This window comes from Pseudomonas umsongensis (genome assembly GCF_002236105.1).
In the GTDB taxonomy this organism is placed as follows: Bacteria; Pseudomonadota; Gammaproteobacteria; order Pseudomonadales; family Pseudomonadaceae; genus Aquipseudomonas; species Aquipseudomonas umsongensis.
On record NZ_NIWU01000002.1, the window covers coordinates 328,832 to 348,100 of the forward strand.

General features: G+C 51.9%; 14 protein-coding genes. 4 read left to right on the forward strand and 10 right to left on the reverse strand.

Annotation, left to right across the window (positions count from 1 at the left end):
• Positions 1-748: 748 nt before the first annotated feature.
• Positions 749-1,057 carry a DUF3077 domain-containing protein gene (locus PSUM_RS11740; protein WP_083348265.1) on the reverse strand — a complete coding sequence of 103 codons (309 nt, stop codon included), beginning with the start codon at positions 1,055-1,057 and terminating at the stop codon, positions 749-751.
• A gap of 372 nt (positions 1,058-1,429) precedes the next feature.
• Positions 1,430-1,609, reverse strand: coding sequence for a hypothetical protein (locus PSUM_RS31180; protein WP_083348266.1), 180 nt, complete (start codon positions 1,607-1,609; stop codon positions 1,430-1,432).
• A gap of 114 nt (positions 1,610-1,723) precedes the next feature.
• Between PSUM_RS31180 and PSUM_RS11745 the strand changes: the two genes are divergently transcribed.
• A complete protein-coding gene (locus PSUM_RS11745; RefSeq protein ID WP_083348267.1) occupies positions 1,724-3,133 on the forward strand; it encodes a PAAR domain-containing protein in 1,410 nt (469 codons plus the stop codon).
• A 1,308-nt stretch (positions 3,134-4,441) separates the two neighbouring features.
• Positions 4,442-4,693, forward strand: a complete 252-nt coding sequence (locus PSUM_RS32140; protein WP_231989895.1) for a hypothetical protein — start codon at positions 4,442-4,444, stop codon at positions 4,691-4,693.
• Between the two features lie 230 nt (positions 4,694-4,923).
• Here the strand turns inward: PSUM_RS32140 and PSUM_RS11760 are convergent, their stop codons facing one another.
• Entirely contained in the window at positions 4,924-5,253 is a 330-nt protein-coding gene (locus tag PSUM_RS11760; RefSeq protein WP_083350120.1) for a hypothetical protein, read from the reverse strand.
• Between the two features lie 600 nt (positions 5,254-5,853).
• Here PSUM_RS11760 and PSUM_RS11765 point away from each other — a divergent pair.
• Together PSUM_RS11765 and PSUM_RS11775 are read left to right on the forward strand one after the other, a co-directional pair.
• Positions 5,854-6,939 (forward strand): hypothetical protein, encoded by a 1,086-nt coding sequence (locus tag PSUM_RS11765; RefSeq protein ID WP_083348269.1) that lies wholly within the window; start codon positions 5,854-5,856, stop codon positions 6,937-6,939.
• 1,189 nt (positions 6,940-8,128) lie between these two features.
• Positions 8,129-9,751: a hypothetical protein gene (locus PSUM_RS11775; RefSeq protein ID WP_083348271.1), complete on the forward strand. Its 1,623-nt coding sequence runs from the start codon at positions 8,129-8,131 to the stop codon at positions 9,749-9,751.
• A 160-nt stretch (positions 9,752-9,911) separates the two neighbouring features.
• On the opposite strand, the gene PSUM_RS11780 is transcribed toward PSUM_RS11775, so the two are convergent.
• From PSUM_RS11780 to PSUM_RS31840, 7 genes are all read right to left on the reverse strand, one after another.
• Positions 9,912-13,496, reverse strand: coding sequence for an SIR2 family NAD-dependent protein deacylase (locus PSUM_RS11780; RefSeq protein WP_083348272.1), 3,585 nt, complete (start codon positions 13,494-13,496; stop codon positions 9,912-9,914).
• A gap of 776 nt (positions 13,497-14,272) precedes the next feature.
• Positions 14,273-14,461 carry a hypothetical protein gene (locus PSUM_RS11790; RefSeq protein WP_083348273.1) on the reverse strand — a complete coding sequence of 63 codons (189 nt, stop codon included), beginning with the start codon at positions 14,459-14,461 and terminating at the stop codon, positions 14,273-14,275.
• A gap of 63 nt (positions 14,462-14,524) precedes the next feature.
• Entirely contained in the window at positions 14,525-15,508 is a 984-nt protein-coding gene (locus PSUM_RS11795) for a coiled-coil domain-containing protein (RefSeq protein WP_231989896.1), read from the reverse strand.
• Positions 15,509-15,599: 91 nt separating this feature from the next.
• Positions 15,600-18,506 (reverse strand): DUF927 domain-containing protein, encoded by a 2,907-nt coding sequence (locus tag PSUM_RS11800; protein ID WP_083348274.1) that lies wholly within the window; start codon positions 18,504-18,506, stop codon positions 15,600-15,602.
• Positions 18,503-18,775 carry a DUF3077 domain-containing protein gene (locus PSUM_RS11805; protein ID WP_083348275.1) on the reverse strand — a complete coding sequence of 91 codons (273 nt, stop codon included), beginning with the start codon at positions 18,773-18,775 and terminating at the stop codon, positions 18,503-18,505. The genes PSUM_RS11800 and PSUM_RS11805 overlap by 4 nt, the downstream gene beginning before the upstream one ends.
• The gene (locus PSUM_RS11810; protein ID WP_083348276.1) at positions 18,772-19,056 is read right to left on the reverse strand and encodes a hypothetical protein; all 285 of its coding nucleotides are present in this window, start codon (positions 19,054-19,056) and stop codon (positions 18,772-18,774) included. The genes PSUM_RS11805 and PSUM_RS11810 overlap by 4 nt, the downstream gene beginning before the upstream one ends.
• Complete coding sequence (locus tag PSUM_RS31840) at positions 19,053-19,211, reverse strand: hypothetical protein (protein ID WP_169840435.1); 159 nt, start codon at positions 19,209-19,211, stop codon at positions 19,053-19,055. The genes PSUM_RS11810 and PSUM_RS31840 overlap by 4 nt, the downstream gene beginning before the upstream one ends.
• Positions 19,212-19,269: the final 58 nt, after the last annotated feature.

A 19,269-nucleotide genomic window follows, 5' to 3' on the forward strand; every position in this document is an offset into this window, starting at 1 on the left:
GCAGCTTGCCACGCCGCTATTGATCAAACCGCACCAAAGCGACGTGCTCGGTTCTGCCTACGACTATGCATTAAGTCTAGATGAGCGCCACAAGGGGCGTTCACACACTGGCCTAACGGCCTGAAGGCTTGTCGATAAGGGATGTATAACAAGCATTACAGGTGGAAAGAAGCCTCAGAACCGTAGGCAATTCTGCGGAGCAGATGGGCAGATCCATTCCGGGAAAAGCAGCGGTCCGCTCAACCAAAGCCCCGAAACCTCGGGGCTAATCCAAACACCGAACGGCACGCAAAACCCCTGTGTGAACCCCCTGTGGGAGCGAGCCTGCTCGCGAATGCGCCAGCCCAGCCAACACAAATGCCAAATGGGGTCCTGCATCAAAAAGCAACTCACCCACCAGGGCCAAACAATACCCACCAGCCTTCCGCAATACCCTGTAGGAGCTGGCTTGCCAGCGATAACGCCAGCCCAGCCAACATCAGTGCTGAAGCTAGCCACCCGCACGGGTGTCACCAAAACCAGTGTTCAATGCGAAATCGAAATTGCCACATCATCAGACTGGCTCAGTCCGGCATTACATTCGGGCCTTCTTGTTTACAAACCACGAAGATTGCCCATACCAGCTTCCTGTAGGAGCGAGCATGCTCGCGAAAAACCCAAGGCAACCCCCACGCCCACAGAATGCCCAAAGCCCCCGCAACCAAACCCATCCCTACAAGCGTCATGCCTGACGTCTAAAACGCAAAAGCTACCCTCCAGCCTCCGCCGCCCGCTTGCCCATCGGACCAACCGCCCGATCCCGCTCCAGCACCTTCACCGCATCATCCACCAACGCCTTACTCATCGACGTCAAATAATGCGCAGCCCAGGCATGCCGGTCGGTATCCCTGGCATAGGCAGCATCTTCAGTCAGCGTCTTGGCGAGAAACAGAAAATCAGAAGCCATCGACAACGCATCACCGAGCGGAACGCCGCGAGTAACGTGGAACAGTGGTTGATCGGAGCAGTAAATGGCGGGGGTTAATCCGATGGTTTTGAGTTCGGGTTGTTCGGTCATTGGTCACCTCCGAGGATGGAGAGGCAATGGGGGAGGGGGGCATGCAATTGGGAATTACGTAATGGGAAAAGCCAAATTTCAAACGGATTTGTCTTGGTCATGGTCAACATCCTTGATTTGAGGAGCTGCCACGAGCCTTCTCACGGGCTTGGGTGACAGCCGTGCGCGGGGTGAGAAACCGGCAATCAAGGCAACCGGCAGACCCGAAGGTCTCCCACGCACAGCCGCCATAAAGCCATATCGCAGACGAAAAAAAACGCCACGATAGGTTTTGGGGCGCTTTGCGCCTTGATTTCCACGGGTTCTCACACCCGGTCGCTGAATTGGCAGCGACGGCGGAAGGGTATCGTGCAGTCACCACTGGTGCAACCATCAATCGAGCAGTACATGACCTGCCGCCGAGAAGATAATGGGGCGAAGGACGATTAAGTTATTAATGTATGTTTTTTTGACGTTTTTACGAATTAAGGGCGAATTTGTATTTGTCCTATCTACATTTTCTTCAGCTTTTTCCGCATGGTTTGTGGGATCTTTCCTGATTTTCTCGACCATCTTGAGTTTCCTCTCTGTCCACGTACTTTGCGTTAAGCCACTCACCCCGAGTCGGCTTATCGATCGTTAACCGTGGTGCGCTATCTGGGGCGCTAGCAGAGAGGGAGATCAACAATGGCACAAGGACATTTCATTCGCCTGGGTGACAAGACCACTTGCGGTGGCCAGGTTTTAGAGGCCGACACACGCGTCATGATGTTTGGTATCGCCCATGCCCGTGAAGGCGACCGTATTTCCTGCGGGAAAAACGACGAAACCTACACAATTGTGGGAGGCGTCTCCTACATCAACAGTCATGGCAGGATCGTGGCGGGCTCGCTGGACAGCTACAGCACCTGCCCGTGCAGAGCCAGGTTGATTCCCTCGGTGTTTACCGCCAGTTATGAGTCGCGTAGCAGTGCTGCGCCCCAGACCACAAGGGCCGCGTCCCAACCGACCACACCTCTCGCCGGCAATCCTGCAGCGCCACGATCAGCCGGTTTCGCAGCGGCGTCGAGCACTCCCCAGCCAGTGTCCTTAGGCGGTGCAGCAGCCCAGGAACCAGGCTTCTACATCGTGCCCAAGAGCACCACCCGCGAACAGCTCGAAGCCTCCTTGTTCACCCTGCGTGACCCGGCGGTGATGGGAAAATTCAAGCTGCTCAACCCCAACCTGCGCGATGTCAAAGCCGGTTCGATGATCGTGCTGGGCGACCCCAACAACTACCAGTGCACCCGTGAAGAAGCGCTGCTCATGGACGTGGCAGCCAAGACCAACCAGATCATTGAAACGCTTAGCCCCGAAGAGGCGGATTTCATGGTGCAACACCGTGATGTCATCCAGGCCTTCCTGACCTATGGCTCGAACGCTGTTGGCGTTGGCGCGAGTATTTTCAAGAACAACCTGGATAACGTAGGCAATGCCTTGAGGGATATTGAAGCGTTGCAACAGAATACGCTGCAAAGAGATGGGCACCTGCGCTCGCCAGCGTTCTTTGTAGAGCGCCAGCGTCTGCTCGCACAACTAAACAGCCATATGACGACACTGACCCGCAAGGGCATTGGATTCCCTGACCATATCAACTTGAAAAAAATGTTGGGTATTTCCAGCCAAAGCCTGGTCCACCACTGGACCCATGCCAGTCCCGGGGGGCACATACCGGGTCATGCCACCCATCTTGAAGGTGTGGCGAAGGCCTCTAAGTACGTTAAATACGGCGGTTGGGTCGGGACTGCCGTCGGCGGAGGAGCTTCCGCTTTGAAAGTTCAGGATGTGTGTACGGCGGGCAATGCCCAGGCCTGCAAGCGAGTTAAATTTACTGAAGCGGGAAGCTTTGCTGGCGGACTCGGGGGTGGTGCATTAGTTGGCGGTTTGACCGCTCCCTTAGTGGGTGGCCTCTGTGTGGCATTAACTGTACCTACTGCCGGTGTTGCGCCATTAGCATGTAGTATTCTGGTCGTTGGAGTTAGTTCTTATGCTGGAGGAGAATTTGGTGGTGTACTTGGCGAAATGGTCGGAGAACAGATTTACGAGGCAGTGAAGTGATTACAGCTAAACTAATCATCGGCGGTTTGGGTGGTCTGGTAATTCTCTGCCAATTCATCAGCATTGGAGTTGCTTTGTATCTGAGCTATACGAAGGGTGACTTGATGTCGTCGCACTTCAAAAACAGCTCGTCTCTGCTGGCTTTAGGGATATACAAGAGTACTAGTCTTCATGGCAGATTGCTGTTGGTAGGAAGCATTTCTAGTATTCTTACGTTTCCAGGGTTCTTCCTTAAGCGAGGTCTAGCCAATGCTGAGGATATAGATAGCTTCCCCCTCCCGCTTAAGCGCAAGCTTGTAATGTTGCAATGGGGCTTTATTGGGCTTGTAGTTTCAATGATATTGCTTGTCGTGATAGGGAAAGCGCATCTCCTCCATTAGTCGAAAATGGGGCAGTCGACCTGATGGCGGCCCCATTATTTGCACCCGTTCGCTGCTCGGTGTGAACAGATGGATCGAAAATAAATGAAGCCCAGAGTAAAGAAATGCAAAAAATGTGGAGTGCTGGATAGAGACGGCTTATCGCTAATAGAAGGGGGATGCTGTCTTTCTTGTCGATTAAAAAAATATGAGATGGGGAGCTTCAATATTTTGAAGGAGGCACCACTTCGATTAAAAATCCTACTTGGTGGGGTTTCGTTGATTTTTATAATGCTTTCTATTTACGCAATATATCATCAACATCTACTTTTGCCTGGAGGTGGTCGTGGTCAATCATTTCTAGTAGAGTTTTCAGGGCTTGGAGTGCTGATGCCGGTATTTTCATTAACGACGTTTTCAATAAGTTTTTTTTCGTTAATTATTTCCAATTGCCATCGGCATTCTAGTGATCATGTTTATAAAAAGATAATAAAGTATAGCTTTCATGCTGGTTGGATTTTGTACTTAATTTCGATATTCTTTTTTCGGAAATAATCAGGAAGTTAACAGTTGGCGATTTACAAGCGCATCGCATGTTGATCGAAAATGTTCTCGCTGTGGAGGTAAAGGGGGCAGGTAAGGGGGGGCAGTTTTATTTATTTGTGAAAATAAATCTGTCCCACTTTTTTTCAGATTTTTAAATAGGGTTAGTGTGGGGTTTCCGAATTTCTATTTTTTAATGCGGCGCTGCGTAAAGGCTGAGGCAATCATGCTACTTTTTATTGTGCCGGCTTATGCTCATGCGGAAATTACGGCGTAAAAAGCGGCGGCTAATTGCCTTAAAATTAGCGAGTACTCCGCCGAGGGCGGAAGGTATTACAAGCTTAAGCTATACGCCAAGGCTCGGGAGCAGTACGAGCGGCAGGTTGGCTGGTCGGAGAGTTGTCGGTTGGACGAAGATAAAATAGCGATGGCCTACAATAACGTCGCTCTCACCTATGCGCGCGAAGGAAATTACCTAAAGGCACGAGCATGGCTGAGCATTCTGCCAGAGGACAAAAAGTCGATTTTCAATGTTGGCAAGCTCGAGGGCGATATAAAAAAATTGGTAGAAAATATGTCCGCTAAGTTGGAGGCGCAATATTGGCAATACGCTGGGGCTTCATTGTGGAATACCATCAACAAGATCTGTTCGCTGTAAAGCGCACGACAGGTGACTGGTGCGGCTTTGGTCATAATGTAGGTGCTGAAGGTGTTTATCACAGGGTCGAGTTCTAGCCACTTTTGGAACACTCGCGTAGCTGGCAAGCTGCCAAAAACGCAGCAGTGGTCTGGAAAAGGAGGGCATTCCAGGAGAAAGGGACTGGGAGCAGAAGACAGATTTATCATTGGTCAAAGGGTGGCGGCCCGCGTCGGTGCGCCGGCGTTGATTCATTGAATGTCTTTCAGATAATCCTTAAGCGCAACGAGCGGCGCATCAAGCTCCTCCATCCCCCGAACCCCGGCAAACTCCCCCACCAACCTCCCCAACTCCCGCCCCAACGGCTTATCCACACCCCCAACCGCCTCCAACGCCAACCCCACACACTCACTCACCTTCACCTGAATCCCCTCAACATCCCCCCGGCGCACCAGCAACTCGAACACATCCCGCTGGTAATCGCCCATGACCAGATCATCCCGCAAAATCGGGCTTGAACCTTCCGTCTCATAAGCCAGCTTGAGGGAGAAGAGGGCGACGGTTTCCAGGTGCGATTCCATGGGGGAGTCCTTGTGAAATGTTCCGCGGGTGTGGGGCGCGTGGAGTAGCAGGATCAAAAGCATCGCCAGCAAGCCGGCTCCTACAGGTCAACGCGGTGTCAGGGCGTTGGCGGTGGGTGTCAGGTGCTTTTCTGCGGGCGAAAAAAAAGGCCTTGCTAAGCAAGACCTTCCTTAATTTGGTGCCCGAGGGAGACTGTAGTAGTCCAGTAAACTCGAGGCCTCCAGAGAGGTTTGCTATCTAGGGATACATGGAGGGATACATGATCGCGCTCGCTGGACAAGTATGAAGAGTCTATAGGGCACTATGCAAACCCTTCGAAGGGCCTAGCGGATGATGATTCGGGTGGGCACCGGGTTAGGCCAGGGCTTTTAATTGGAGTCGAGATGATGTGTCGGGGCCGATTTTGAGGTCTTGACAACAGCCGTAGGTTGCTAGGACGTTTTTAGGTGGGATCTTGAAGTCTTTCAGAAGGAGTGAACCACCCAAGCAATGCAGCCTTCGGATCTGAATTTATTGAGCTGATCGCTATTATCTGGCTTAGTAGCCGGGGTGTTTTTCAGTAGTTCGGTATGCGTTTAACCTAAACAAGGAGCAATGGCATGGATTGGCTACCGGTTTTGAGAGAGTTGCACTTATATGGTGGTGGACGTGTTCTTAATGGGATGGATCAAAAGGCGGATCTCAGCCCCAATGCGATGAGTGGAAAATCCGCAAGCTTCAATGTTAAAAGCTTTGGAAGTTTTTATGGTGACGTAAAACGGTTAGGGTTGCAGATCGTCGGGTGTGATTTTTTCCATACGGAAGAGCAAGCGAAGAGTTTCGCCCCCCCAGAGTGGAGGTCTATAAATCCAGCAGCCTCCCCAACGTGGCTTTGTGCGGATCAAGGGCACAATTGGTCTTTCATAGCAAACTCCGCGTTCTTACAAAAAGATGGGCTGTTTTACGATATAGCCTCCCGTATTTCCCACCAGATAAGAGCTTGTGAGTGGAGGCTTCGACAACTATCTGAAGCATACTCTGATCAGTTAAATGGTCGTTTACTCTCGAAAAAATTCACACCCAATGACCGCTTTCTTGATGGTTATACCTCATTATGCTATTTGGCTCTGCAGTCATTTCTGGTAGATGCCTGCACCCTAAGAGATTATCTTTCGGAATTTTATTCTGAGGCAATGATTAGAAAGGAGGATCCCTCTGCTACAAAAATTACCGCTTTAGTTGGCCTTTTAAAGGTTTGGAAATCTCAGCCTCCCCAGGATAAAGCAGGTAAAGAGTTGAGAGCTTCATCTCTGCCAGACAATTGGCTCTACGAACTTGGAGCGTATCGCGATTTAGTCGTACATGTCGCGCCTTTAGCAAACGCAGCAAAAACTCTATTGGTCTTTACAAAGACAATAGAGTTTCAGGGGGAGCTACTGCCAGCAATACAGTTGCCTATCCCCTTGAAACCCGCTCAGGTTAAGAATAGCCGTACTACCGGGCAGTATTTTGAAGATCCCGATTTGAATTTTGCGCGGGGTCTAAACTTTATCAAAGATATGGAGTCTGCTAGAGATGCACTTGAATATGCGCATATCTCTATGCAGCAGCTCGGCGCACTTTGTAATTCAATTGCTGGCATATCCCCTTTTGCTCCAGAAGTTCCGATCATCACGCCGATAGACTTGAAGATTACAAAGAGGTGAGAAGACAATCTCCATTGAGATTCAGATAGGACAACGTTAGTGATTGGGTTCAAGAACTGGGCGTCAAGAGACGACTTAAGGTCGAGATGCGGACAGTTGCAGTTTTTCTGATCGAGCGTCTCTCGGCAGCTCCGCGCACAAGGTTGCTCTTCCTCCTTCAGGTTTGTGAAGTATTAGGAAGGGTGGGAAATTCTCTCGGGGCCCCTGAGGAGTTCTAACCGATACGGGGTCGGTAACCCGCGGGTTCTCGTTAGCTGCAGACGCCCCAGCTTACTGAAATTTCAGCGTTGAAATTGGGAGGATCTTGAAGAAAAAAAGGCGTCGTTACCGTATCGGTAAAGATGGCCTAGGATCGGCCGTTTCTTAGGGCAATGCACGGGAGAACCAGCAGTTCACCCGGTTCACCTGTTCACTAAGCTGGGAGTTCTCCTGCTAACAAGGTCCGGCGGGTTTCCGACCCCGTATGCTTACAAACGACTTAGGGGCCCCGACATATTCTGGGCTCATACCATCGCTGATGGTATAGATGCTTGCGGGGAGCGGGGAAAGTATCGGTTAAACTCGTGTTACAAATGTTACTCGTGTAGCAGTATTCATCAACCTATTGAATTTAAAGGATTTTATTCAAGTAACACCCTCTTATAGATTCGTTTGTGAGTAGTGTTACAGATAAGGGTAGGTGTAACGCAAGTGGATGAGGTAAGTGATAATGGGCGTAAGGCGGAATATCTGAGGTTTCCAATCAAAAGCGGTAAGCCAAAGTCTGCTTTCGGCCGATTCCGTTGAAAAAGTCGGCCATGGTTTCCACCGTGGAAAAATACGCGCCTGAGATTGAAATCTTTACTCTGAGCAGTGGATTCCGGGTTCAGATTTCGCTTAACGGCGCGCAAAAAAGGATTTTTCAGCGATCGGTATGCGGGCAGTCTGGAAAAACCGACTTTTTCAACAGAATCGGCCAGAAGCGATCTGTCGTCGGTGTCTGATTTCGGGAGGAGCTTTAAACTTACGGCAGCATCATAGCCCCAGTCGTGCGAGATTTTCGGGACTAACACCGCCCAGACGAACCGCATTATGGGGTGTGAATTTTTTTGTCATGGGCGCGCCGCCACGTAGGGTCTGCCCCGAGCGTGCCACAACTGTTTCAGACGAGTCCTTAAACCCTTTCAGCTATTCCCAAGTTGGGTCAACTATGAATCCTGCAGGCATCGACACTAGTGCACTACTCACCATGCTGGGCTTGATTGCCGCGGTCTGGGCTGTCGTGCCCAGCACTGCCAAGCTCAGCTTTCGGTTGAGCCTGAACTGGTTCGACTGGTTGGTCATCTGGGCCGCGTTACTGACCATCCATGGACTTTTCTTCCAGCCCGTACTCACCACACTTGGGTTCCCTACCTTTGGCCCCTGGTTGTGGGGATTTGACAAGAGCGCCACCCAGTACTTACTGTTCTTGGTACTCGTTGCATTCGTATACTGGCGTTCGCGCAGGACGAGGCTGACGCGGTGGAACCTCGGACTCTTCGATGACCTGACCACGTCACTCTTATACGCCGGGAAGCTCGAGGAACTCGCCGATTTGCTGCATAGTCATCTCGCATCGGCTCTGAACCTGGCGGGGTCTGAGAGCGTGCGAAGTCGCTTGGCGAACGCCATTCGCCCACCCCGTCGCGGTTTCAATGTCGTCTTCCAAGACGACGGGTCGATCTCGTTGGGAGAGGGGGCTCCGACGAGCTGGCTATTCCGAAAATGGTTTAGCTTTCGCGAATGGCTCGCCGACCTGGTTGGCTCTTCGCAGCGGGTGCAGCGCCGTGCTGCTATCGTCGTGAAGCGGCTGCTGTCCTCCCGCCGTCTGGTCGTACACCTTGCCATCGCTCGCCCCTTCCTTTGTTTAGAGGTTATGGAGCGCGCAATGCGCTTTGAGGAAGGTTTCCAAGATGAGTTCTTTGACGCACTATTGGCCAATGAGGCCAGCGTCTTCTATAGCGAGCTGAAGAACAACCACAACTTTGTCGAGGGCGGACACCGCTTGGCGCTCCCTGATGAGAACCGTCTCTTGCGGTTCTATTGTGTCGATGTTGAGGTGGCCGCGCGTCTCGGAGTTTACCGGTCTGTCGGCGAGGCTGTACTCGCTCGGATTGATGCGGATGAAGCTCTCGAAAAGAAGCTCAATGGCCGGCTACTGACCTTTCAAGATGTCGGAAAGCACCACGACCCGGTGTATGCGGGTATCGGGTTCTTCAGAGTCATGGTCTTGGAGGGCCTGCATCAGCGTATCGCCGACCACTTGTGGCTGCACTATATGCCTCATTTGGCCAGCCGCCTGGTCGACCGTGCTCGCGAAGTTCGGCCGGAAGACGAAAACCACGAGTTCCCAACGCCGCTGGGCTACCTGTTGTACGAAATCGTTGACGCTACTACGGTATGGGTGAGGGACGCCGAAACTCTGACAAAGCGAGGCGACTTGCTGCGTCCTGACCAGTTTGAAGGCAATCACATCCACATTTCCTTTGAAGCCGCGGAAGCCATCGGCCGTATTATCCAGGCCATCCTGATGTCCTCGCATGTGCCTAGCCGACTTAAGGCAGAATTGCTTAGTGTGGCGCTCACCACTCTGCGGGACCTGGAACAGCGTGCGCACCTAGCGCCGTTAGCCAGAGTGATGCGGGCGCACCTCATAGAACCATACGGATTCAGCAGACAGAATGACTATCTGAGTGTCCTGAAACAATGCTTCGATGGACAAGACCATATGCTTCGGGCTCACTTAGGATCCTTTAGGGATGATCTCAACGCTGCTTGGAAAGCTGCGCTGTAGAACTACGTTGAGTTCAGAGCTTTGGTGCATAGGCATAAGAACCACGAGTCTGTCGATCCGTAAAGTTTAGTAAAATTGGCATCTAAGGACCCCTTCGTTGAGTGGTTTCATGCAGAGTCCTGGAGTCCTGTACGCCTCTCAACTCTTACTACTCACAACGTCAAATTTCGACAAGATAGCGACGGCCATGTCTTGCGCCTGCTCGTTCTAAAACTTGCAAAAGATTTCCTTTTAGAGGCTCTTGGGCGTTAACTAATAACGGTAACAATCGCTCTGTAATAAAGCTTTCAGTCGCAGCAGATCCAAGCAAGTTATTTCCATACCAATTGTCCATTTTTTCTCGTGACAATTCAGCTAGCAAAAACGAGATGGAGTCACTGCCAAGCTCATCAGTTGTCACGTCTAATTTGTGAATGATAAATTTCAGAATAATTTGGCGATACTGAGAGCCTTGATTGAACTCATCTACAAAAGCAGTCCTGGTAAAGCTGTCAACGTGGTTAGCTAAAACGTCGCCAAGTCTAGCTGAAAACCAACCTTCTACTTCCCTAGCTAGCGAGTCCTGCATCCACTCTAACCACCATGTTATATCACCTATCTCCAAAGTCCCCAGATTTTTAAGGTGTACAGGTATAGAGCCGCCAAAGATCGCACTAGCAAGATTGAAGTCGCGCAACTTAAGAAGCTTAATAAGAAACCGTTCGCGCCCTTTCCAATCTATATCCACCCGCTGGAGAAGCTGAAAGGATATTGCCTCACGTTCCTCTTTTGATAGATTGGCAATCCTTTCAAGTTCAGAAAACATAGGTTCCATATTTTCGGGGGCAACGCAGTACAGCAATACAGCAGTTTTTAACCCTATTCTTTTATACGCATCTTCTCTTACTTGGTCAGCAATATCTGGTCGTGCACGACATAATGCTTTCATAGCATCTATCGACCAATAGTCTTCTAAAAGTTCCTCTAGGCGAACAGCGTGACCGTAGGTAAAATTATCCCAGGACATTTTATCCCTGCGCTCGGAAAACAGCGCTATGTGAGAGATTGACCTAGCAGCCTCATCGACGCCCTTTAACAATAAGTCCCCAGCCACGGCAAGAGCCTCCGGCGTCGAATTTTCTCCGAGTATCTCGCATAGGACTTTTATTCTAAAATTATTAGCATAATCTCCGCTTTGAGTTATAGGTAATGAACGAAGGATAGCGGGCAACTCAAGCTCTCGCAAAAGAATACCAACCCCAATAACAAACCCGCCGTAATTGTCGTCATCTATATCAGGAGTCGTTTCGATCTCACATTGGATCATGTCAGTGAAACGTGCTATCGCTTTAACGTCTTCCTCGGTAACAATCGAAGAGAGTCCTTCTACAGCCCTGATGCAGAAGTTGAAATCACTTCTACGGTCGAACAGCATCTGTATAACCTCCTGCGTTACCAATTCTCCTTTTATTGAAGTTAGCAAGCTTGCAGCAGTCCCACCTAAAGAATCGCCAAACCTAATGAAGTTTCTGATAACCTCTTCGTGAGCCTCTGAGATTTGAAGTCCGAACTCAAATGCCGATTCAATTTTTGACCCAAGCTCGCCCTGATTAACCTTCATTTCATACAGCTTATTCAGCAGCTCTAAAACCACTTCATCGCGGCCCACTTCGATATATTTAGATGCATTTATTGCCAAGGCCATGTCAGCTTTAACAACATCGTCTAAAAATTCTTTCGATTGGCTGCCTGACAAAAAGCTTAGGGTAAGAAATAGCCCTTGATCCCACCTTCTCAGAGCTAGCTTTTCTTTAAGTCCTCTTGAGTCAGCGACATAACGCTTTGCCAGCTCTGTAGCGGCCAAATATTCTGTAACAGACTGATGAATGAAGCCAATTCTACCCTTGGAATACGGAATAAGAATGGATTCTGATACAAGCCAGTTGATTACCTCAATTGAGGTTACTGAACTTTCCAGTGGTAAAAAATCACCCAGCTCACCAATCAGAGTTGAAATTTGGAATGCTTCTGCACCTTTATCAAGAGCTGCGTAGGCTGTGTTGGAAAGCGCTTGCTCTATGTTTAACTCAAAATTAAATCGCTTGATAAAAGCACGACTGACATTGTCGAACAAGCATCTATAAAAGTCCCTAGGGTGTGCGTTATAAGGTAAATCAATCATCCTGGAAACAATATACTGAAAGTAAAATGGTCTTTGTATTAAACTCATTACTTCCTTGCTAAACCTGCCTTCGAAATTGACGCCTAGTCGTGAAAGCTCATTAGATACTGCCTCTGCCTCGATATAGTCGAGACGAAAAGTCGGAAATTCCAATCGCGACAAGCCATCAGGTGTTCTTGAACCAATGATAAATGAGGCTTGCCCAAGCTCTGCTATAAATGCTAAAAAATCAGACTCGTATGAACCGCTTTCGAGATACTCTCGAGGCATTTCATTAAAGGAGTCGATGAATATTTTTACTTTGTACGATTGGATGAGATCTTGGAGTGGCAAGCTTTCAGGTAAGGTTTGATTCACCAAGCTGCTGATATCGCCTCGATAAAGCTTTAAATCTACAATTACTGGTACCACTATACTTTCTTTATCGAACACATTGGAAAGGCAAGCGTCATTGAGTCGATCTGCCAGTCTAGCCGCCGCCCGACGGAGAGAGTAAGTTTTTCCAGCTCCTGGCAGCCCTACTAATATTAATCGATCAGGCCCAGTATCAAGTAGCCTCTCAACTGAGCCGTAGTTAAATCTTTGCGCATCTGTTCCTGTCCACTTTTGTTTTCCCAAATCAGAATTTACACGAATTGGAAATTCAGGGCTGAGCTTAGGGTACCTCCCTAAAACCGCCGCATGCCTTGCTAGCGCGAGAAGCACATCAGAAGAGCAGGGATTAAAAGAGGATTTTTGTTCTTCATTAGGAACTTCTAAAAAAGTATCGAGCAAGGATAGGAGCGGACTATGGTCTCTTGATTTATCGGGTCGCTCAAGAGTGTTATAACCTAAAAGATGAATTCCATAATTACGTCTCCAGTAGTCAATCTCTTGCTCATGCACGTCTGCCATTATTGCATAATGATCCCGCACTCCGCCCTTGTAAGTATTAGCTAGCAAATCTCGGACGTATATAAAATCTGGATCGCGAAGGCCAAATCCAAGATACAAAACAGGTCTACTAGCAAGTAGCATTTTTACCGACTCTAGAGCAGCTTGACTTTCGCCTTGCGGCAACAACCGCCTGTATTGCTCTCTGGTCAAAATTATACTTTCGCTATCAGCAGCATCACCATGTGGCTTGAATATGAAGTCTATTGCTCTAGCGTGTACAATTTCTGCCGTTTCGGTCAATTGTCGATTAGTGACGGGGGGACGATAAAATCGCTCTTGTTGCCATTCCCGTAGGCTTTGCTCAATTAAGTTGTCATAGTTAGTGGTTATATAGCATCGGGGGCCTAGCGAAACAATTTTACGGTGAATTTCATGCGGCTTTGCTTTACCATAACGGCACGTCTCCCGTATAAATTCACCAATCTGCTGCTTTGTTAGTTTGTCAAATCCATAGCTTGCCGCTTGTAGCAAATCTCCTTTTTTTGCTTCAGCTCGAATCAGTTCGGCACTTCCTCCCCCCTGTTCCACAAACTTAGCTAGCTCTTCTATCATCCCCGACCACGTGGGGAGGCCTGCCCACAACGATATTCCAGATCCAACAAATATGATGGTGTCAGATTGAGCTAGTATTTGTTTGAGTTTTATCATGTTATAAAGTAGTCGTTAGTTACTGGACTTTGCCTAAGCTTTTTGCTCGGGAAGTCTTGGTGGCTATCATCACTCAGCATTCACAACATCCTTGATTGCTGAAATTTTGGTGAGGCTTCGACACTACTCAGATTTTTTTGGTAATCAGGCACGCTATAGGCAATTTGGCGGTGCGTATGCCTTGTCGCGGATGCCGTCTACTCAATCCGAAATCTATCGTGCCGCAAATGAGGGTTTCTGCATAGCGTGAAAGGAACCATCTGAATATCATTCCTGTGGTGAGTAACCTCAATACTCTCTAACCCGTTTAAGTCGAAGGTAGTCGAACAGTCCCTGATCGAACGTCGGCTGATGGCCGTTTTTTACCTGTCACGAAAGGCATCTGTCGACCCAAGCGGATCAGCAGAAACGTTCCTGGCGTCGATGCTAAGCCAGCAAGCACGTCGTCAAGAACAAGGCTAGGAATGCCAATTGGTCGTAGGGGATGATCTCGCATATTCAGTTCTGTTAATCACCCCGTTCTTCTTTACGCGAGTTCGTGGGGGTGAATGACCGCTTCTCGGCGATTCTGTTGAAAAAGTCGGTTTTTCCAGACTGCCCGCATACCGATCGCTGAAAGCCCCTTTTTTGCGCGCCGCTACGCGAAATCTGAACCCGGGAATCCACTGCTCAAAGTAAAGATTTCAATCTCAGACGCGTATTTTTCTGCGGTGGAACCCATGGCCGACGTTTTCAACGGAATCCGGCGATAGCGGTCATCCGGTTGCGCGGTACCTTCAGGCCCTTTTTTTCAGTTGGCAGTCCAGCGTACTAATCATGGTTTTTATTGCGTCGGTGGTGAGCTTTTCTATCTTGGTCGCTTTACCTCTATTCACATCCAGAAGCGCCAGCAAATCGGCTAGGTGGGTTCTTTTCGCTTTCAAGGCGTCGGTAGAGCTTGAGGCGTTGCGTGTGTGAGGGTTCATGACGAAGTCCTTAAGTTTTCTAAACAGCCCACGGCTGTGGGCTGTTTCGGGTGAGACGGTTCGTTACATCGCCAGCACGTCTTGAACGTTGTGCTTGTAAGCACGATCCGCAAGTTCACCACTTTTCCAGCTACTAAAATTTTCGCCTTCCTCCGGAAGGACCAATTTCATAAGGCCGATCTGATCGCGGTCAATCAGGCGATAAGAAGCCCAGAGCTTGCCGCCGATATCGAGCAACGCCTCGGCCGCTTGATTCCACTTTTCCTCCAGCACGGTATGAGCCAGGAGAAGAGCATTTCTCTCGATGGCATTGTGGTTTTGCTGAGCTTCGGCGATGTATCGATCAACCGTGGCCAGTTCCTGCTCCAATGCGGTGATGATCAGCTGTTGTCGCCGATTATGCTCGGTTGCCGTCGCGAGGTTTTTCGCCGCCTTTACTGCATCAGTGTTGGCGTTCTTCTCGCCCTCTGTGTCGCCCCAGGCCACTGCTTGCGCATAGGCCGTCGCCGCATCAGTTTCGGCTTGTCGGGCTTTCGCCATATCGTCGATCGCTTGCTGGCGTACCTGCTGCAGGCGGGTGCTGAGGCTTAGGCGTTTTTCATGTAGCTCTTGCTCGTCGGCTTTCCAGTTGGTCATTGCCTCAATGTAGCCCGTCATAAGAGATTCACAGTGCACGAGCTTTTCGCGACGGTTGATCTTCTGATCCAAAAGGCTGGCGTTGTGTTGGCGTGAATCGAAATCTCTTTTCAGGTCGTTATACTTGCCGCGTATCTCGTGTTTTTGATCGGGATCGATAGGATCTTCGCTTTCCAGCGCCGCTTCGTAGGGAAGTAGTTCAGCATGGAGGTTGTCCGCTTCACTGAGTAACTGGTCACGTCGGCTTTTGAGTTCTCGGATCTCATTTAGTCGCGTTTGATCTGCGCTATTCCCTTGATCGGTGGTTTCGAGGCTGTTTGACGCTGTCTCAGGAAGCAAAGTGGACTGAAGGTTCCGCATTTCATTGGTCAGCGATTCGTGTTGCTCTGTTGGTTCTTGAAGTTGGTTCATTTGTGTTCTTCCAGTGCAATTTGATTGTGGTTGAATGAGCGGCTGGCGAGGCCGGAATGAGCCGGCGCTACCTCGATCAGCGGAGATGCCCTTAGGCAGCTCGAGCCTCGCTCTCATCCGTTCCAGGAATCGTCTTCACGATGTAGCAGCGTTGCGGGCCAAGGCCGGGTAACCGGACTAGACTCGATGCCTTGCCGTCGCTCGCCGGTTCCAGTACGCCACGCTGCAGCAGTTCCTTGTTCACTGCGTTGATGTTCATGCCCCGGAAGATCTCGGAGCGCCACGCCTCGGGCAGCACGTAATAGGTGTTGGTCGTGTGCATGGTGTCGCCCATGCCGTGCTCGAGCGTCTTGCGAAACCCGAGGCGGTCAATGGTGCGCGGGCCGTGTTCGTCGATCTTTGCCGCCGCCGATTCCCAACGGGTGAAGCGGCTTTCACCGAAGCGCTCGATGACTTGGCGCAGCCGTGCCAAGATCGCATCGCCTTCGAAGTTACCAGCGCCGCCGCGTTCGTTGAGCCAAGCGTTCAAACACACACGAGCGGCGGTGGTGGCGGTTCCATCCGGCCAACCGGTGATACCCATCGCGGTGGCCAGCTCGCCTGCTGCAGCCGCGAGGCCGAAACGAGCCGCTGCCCGGTATGCCTGCCCGCTGGCGGATGCTGGGAGCGACTTGGCGATAAAACCTTCCAGCGTGCGGCGGAGAATGGCCGACCAACCGTGGCGTTTGCCGGGTTCGCAGAGCGCCGTCAGGAACGCGGTGAGTGGTGTGCCGTAATAGTTCGCCACCCGCGCTTTAAGCGCGTCGGACAGTGCGGCGGCATCTTCGAAACCGTTCAATGTGTCGAACATGCCGAGGCCTTTGCTGGCATCGGCCGGAACGGCGAGCATGCGCACCTCCATGCCCGCTTTGAGCTCCTTGTTGGCTTCGGCCATGTGCTGGGCCAAGGTCTTCTCGCCAGTGGAAAGAAACAGCAGGCGCCACTCCTGCACCTGCCGGCCAGCTTGGCCCCGGTCATTGGCGCGTGCCTTGCCGGTACCGTTACCGAGCATGTACACCGTCTCGCCGATGATGCGCGGATCGCACATGCCAATCTCGTCCAGTACCAGGAGACCGTCGGAATGTGCGGCGGCGATGGATTCCAAGGCGTTGTCGGTGGAGCGCCATGAGCGCACCAAGCGAGGGCCGCCGTAGATCGAAGCGGCAACCTGCAAGTGAGTGGTCTTGCCACCGGAGCTGTCGCCGTACAGATGGAAGCCGCCCGACTCATGCCCGAGCATGTGCAGTAGTGGGCCAGCAAACGCCACGCCGACGACAAACGCCAAACGATGGTTGCCGACGCACAGTGCGCCGATCTGCTGTTGCCACTGCTCTAGCGTGCCCGCTTCGCTAATAGGCGGAAGCTGTGCGCCGGCTTCATAGAAATGCAGGTGTTCGGTGTGCACGCCGACTTGCTGCTCGGGCAGAAGAAAGGCGCTGTCGTGCCACCCTAAACGGGTGACCAACCTCGCCCGTTGCGCGCTGTCGAAACCGCCAAGGTAACCCTGCAGGTCATTGCGCGCATTGCGTCCCGACCGACTGCCGGCGAGGCGTAGGCCCATGTCCACTAACGGACCGAGAACGTCCTTGCCGAAGTCGCCGGTCATGGTGCGCGCCGGGATGTTCCAGCGCTTTTTGGTACCATCGGGATCGTCGAACTCGACTAGCAACCCCCAGTTCTGGCCTTTGTCGTCACGCGTGCGAGCGAGGATTTCCAGAGGTGAACACACCGGGCGTGCCTCGCCATCGTCGCCAGCATAAAACACACCGTCGAGCGTCAGGCGAAAGCCACCGGGTATTCGGTCATTTTTCGATTTTGCGGGACGCTTGGCTGCTGTTTTCGTCTTCGGTGCCGGATTGGTGTCAGCCTGCTCCGTAACTGACTTTTCTACAGCCATACCAAACAACTCACCGCTGCTTTCGAGCTCGTCGAAATGGGCCGCTGTCCAGCCATTGGCGAGTGCATCGGCCGCGTCATCGCCGTCGTCCCACTGACCGCCTTTGGCGAAGGCGGCACGGTCGTTCTTCTGCGTGGGCTTGCGTTTGAACACATCCATCGCGATGACACGGACCGAGGCGGCACCGATCTCGCATAATTTGTCGGCGACGGCTTCCATGCAGGTTTTGCCGCTGATGTCATTGTCTGGCCACAACAGCACGTCCCGACCCTTGAGCGGTGTCAGATCGGCTTTGTGCCAGGAGTTGGAGCCGTTCGGCCAGCAGGTGGCCACGTATCCAGGCAGCAGTTCAGCGGCGGCGTCGGCGGCTTTTTCACCTTCGCACAGGGCGACCGGTGCGTCACCGCGCTGGGTCAGTTCATCAAGGCGCAGTAACGGGCGCGGATCCGGCAGACCCTGCCAGCGCCATTGTTGGATTTGGCCATCAGCGCGCTGGCACCACGTTAGTGGCGCAAAGACCTTCCTCGGCTTGCCGTCTTCATCGGGGCCGAGGTCGAAGCGGTAGAGCGCCATAAGTGGCTGGCCCTGCGCACCACGGTAGAACCATACCTTAGACGGTGCGCCGTGCTGTCGGTGTTTGGCCGGGCACTTGTTCATGGCCTGGGCCGGGATCGGCTGGATGGCAATCCACTCGGGTGTGTTGGTCTTGCCGGGGGCAGTCTTCGACTGGGTTATGCCGGGCGAGACGTTCAGATGGCCTGCCAGTTTATTGCAGGCATCCACGTCGGTACCACCGTCCAGATAGCGCACCAGATCGATCAGGTCGCCGCCCTTGTCGCCAGTGGCGAAGTCGGCCCAGGTGCCCTTGCTCAAATTGACCTTGAGCGAGCCGGCGCGCTTATCGCTGCGGGTTGGGTTCGGGGCGGTGTATTCCTTACCGCAATCCACGAGCTTTCCGTTGGGCAGCCAGTGCGAAAGAACGCGATCAATGTCTTTCAGCGCGGCTACCTTCACTTCGGCAAAACTCGGACGTTTTGCGGTGCTGTTTGGGTATTGGCTCATGTATCAGCCCTCTGCAGAAACAGCGCATCGTTGATGTCATCGATCAGCGCTTTGGCCATCTCGCCCAGGTACAGAGCTGGCCAGCTGAAACGATCGCCCTGATCGCTCATGGCCGCGTCGAAAGTGAGCTGGTTGGCGTGATGTTGCAGCAGCGACACCATCTCCAGTGCATCCTCGACTGGAACTCCGGCGTTCACCCGAAACAGTTTTAAATCGGTAGCGTTGACGCGGGAAAAGGTGGCGTGGCCAAGGGTGGTGGAAGTGCTCATAGCACACCGCCTTTCTGCACAGCAGGAGTCGAAGTGGTGTCACCGTGCAAGGCGAGCGTCTTGATCAGACCGAGGGTGCCGCGCACGTCCCAAAGGACGGCAGCAATGACGTGATTGGCAAGGCGCGAAGATTCGCTTTCGAAGTGGTCCTCCAGTAGCGTCAGTACCGAGTCGGCGCGTTCAATGGCGCAGGTGATGGCGTCGATGGGCACACCGGCTTCGGCGGTTGTGCTGACGCACAGCAGATCTTCAGGCAGGGCAAATCTCAGGGAGCTGTTCACTGGGCACCGCCTGCGGTTTCGAGGGCGCGGGCTTTGGCCATGTGGTCGTTGTAACGGCTGAGGCGTGTGGCGAGGCTGGAATTGGCGTGTAAAGCGGCGAGAGCCATTGCACGGTGTGCAGCGGCGCGAATTTTGGACGGATTGAGAGCAGGCATTGGTGACACTCCAAGTTTGAAGATGGAGCTGCCACTGATCGTCGCCAAACGATTTAGG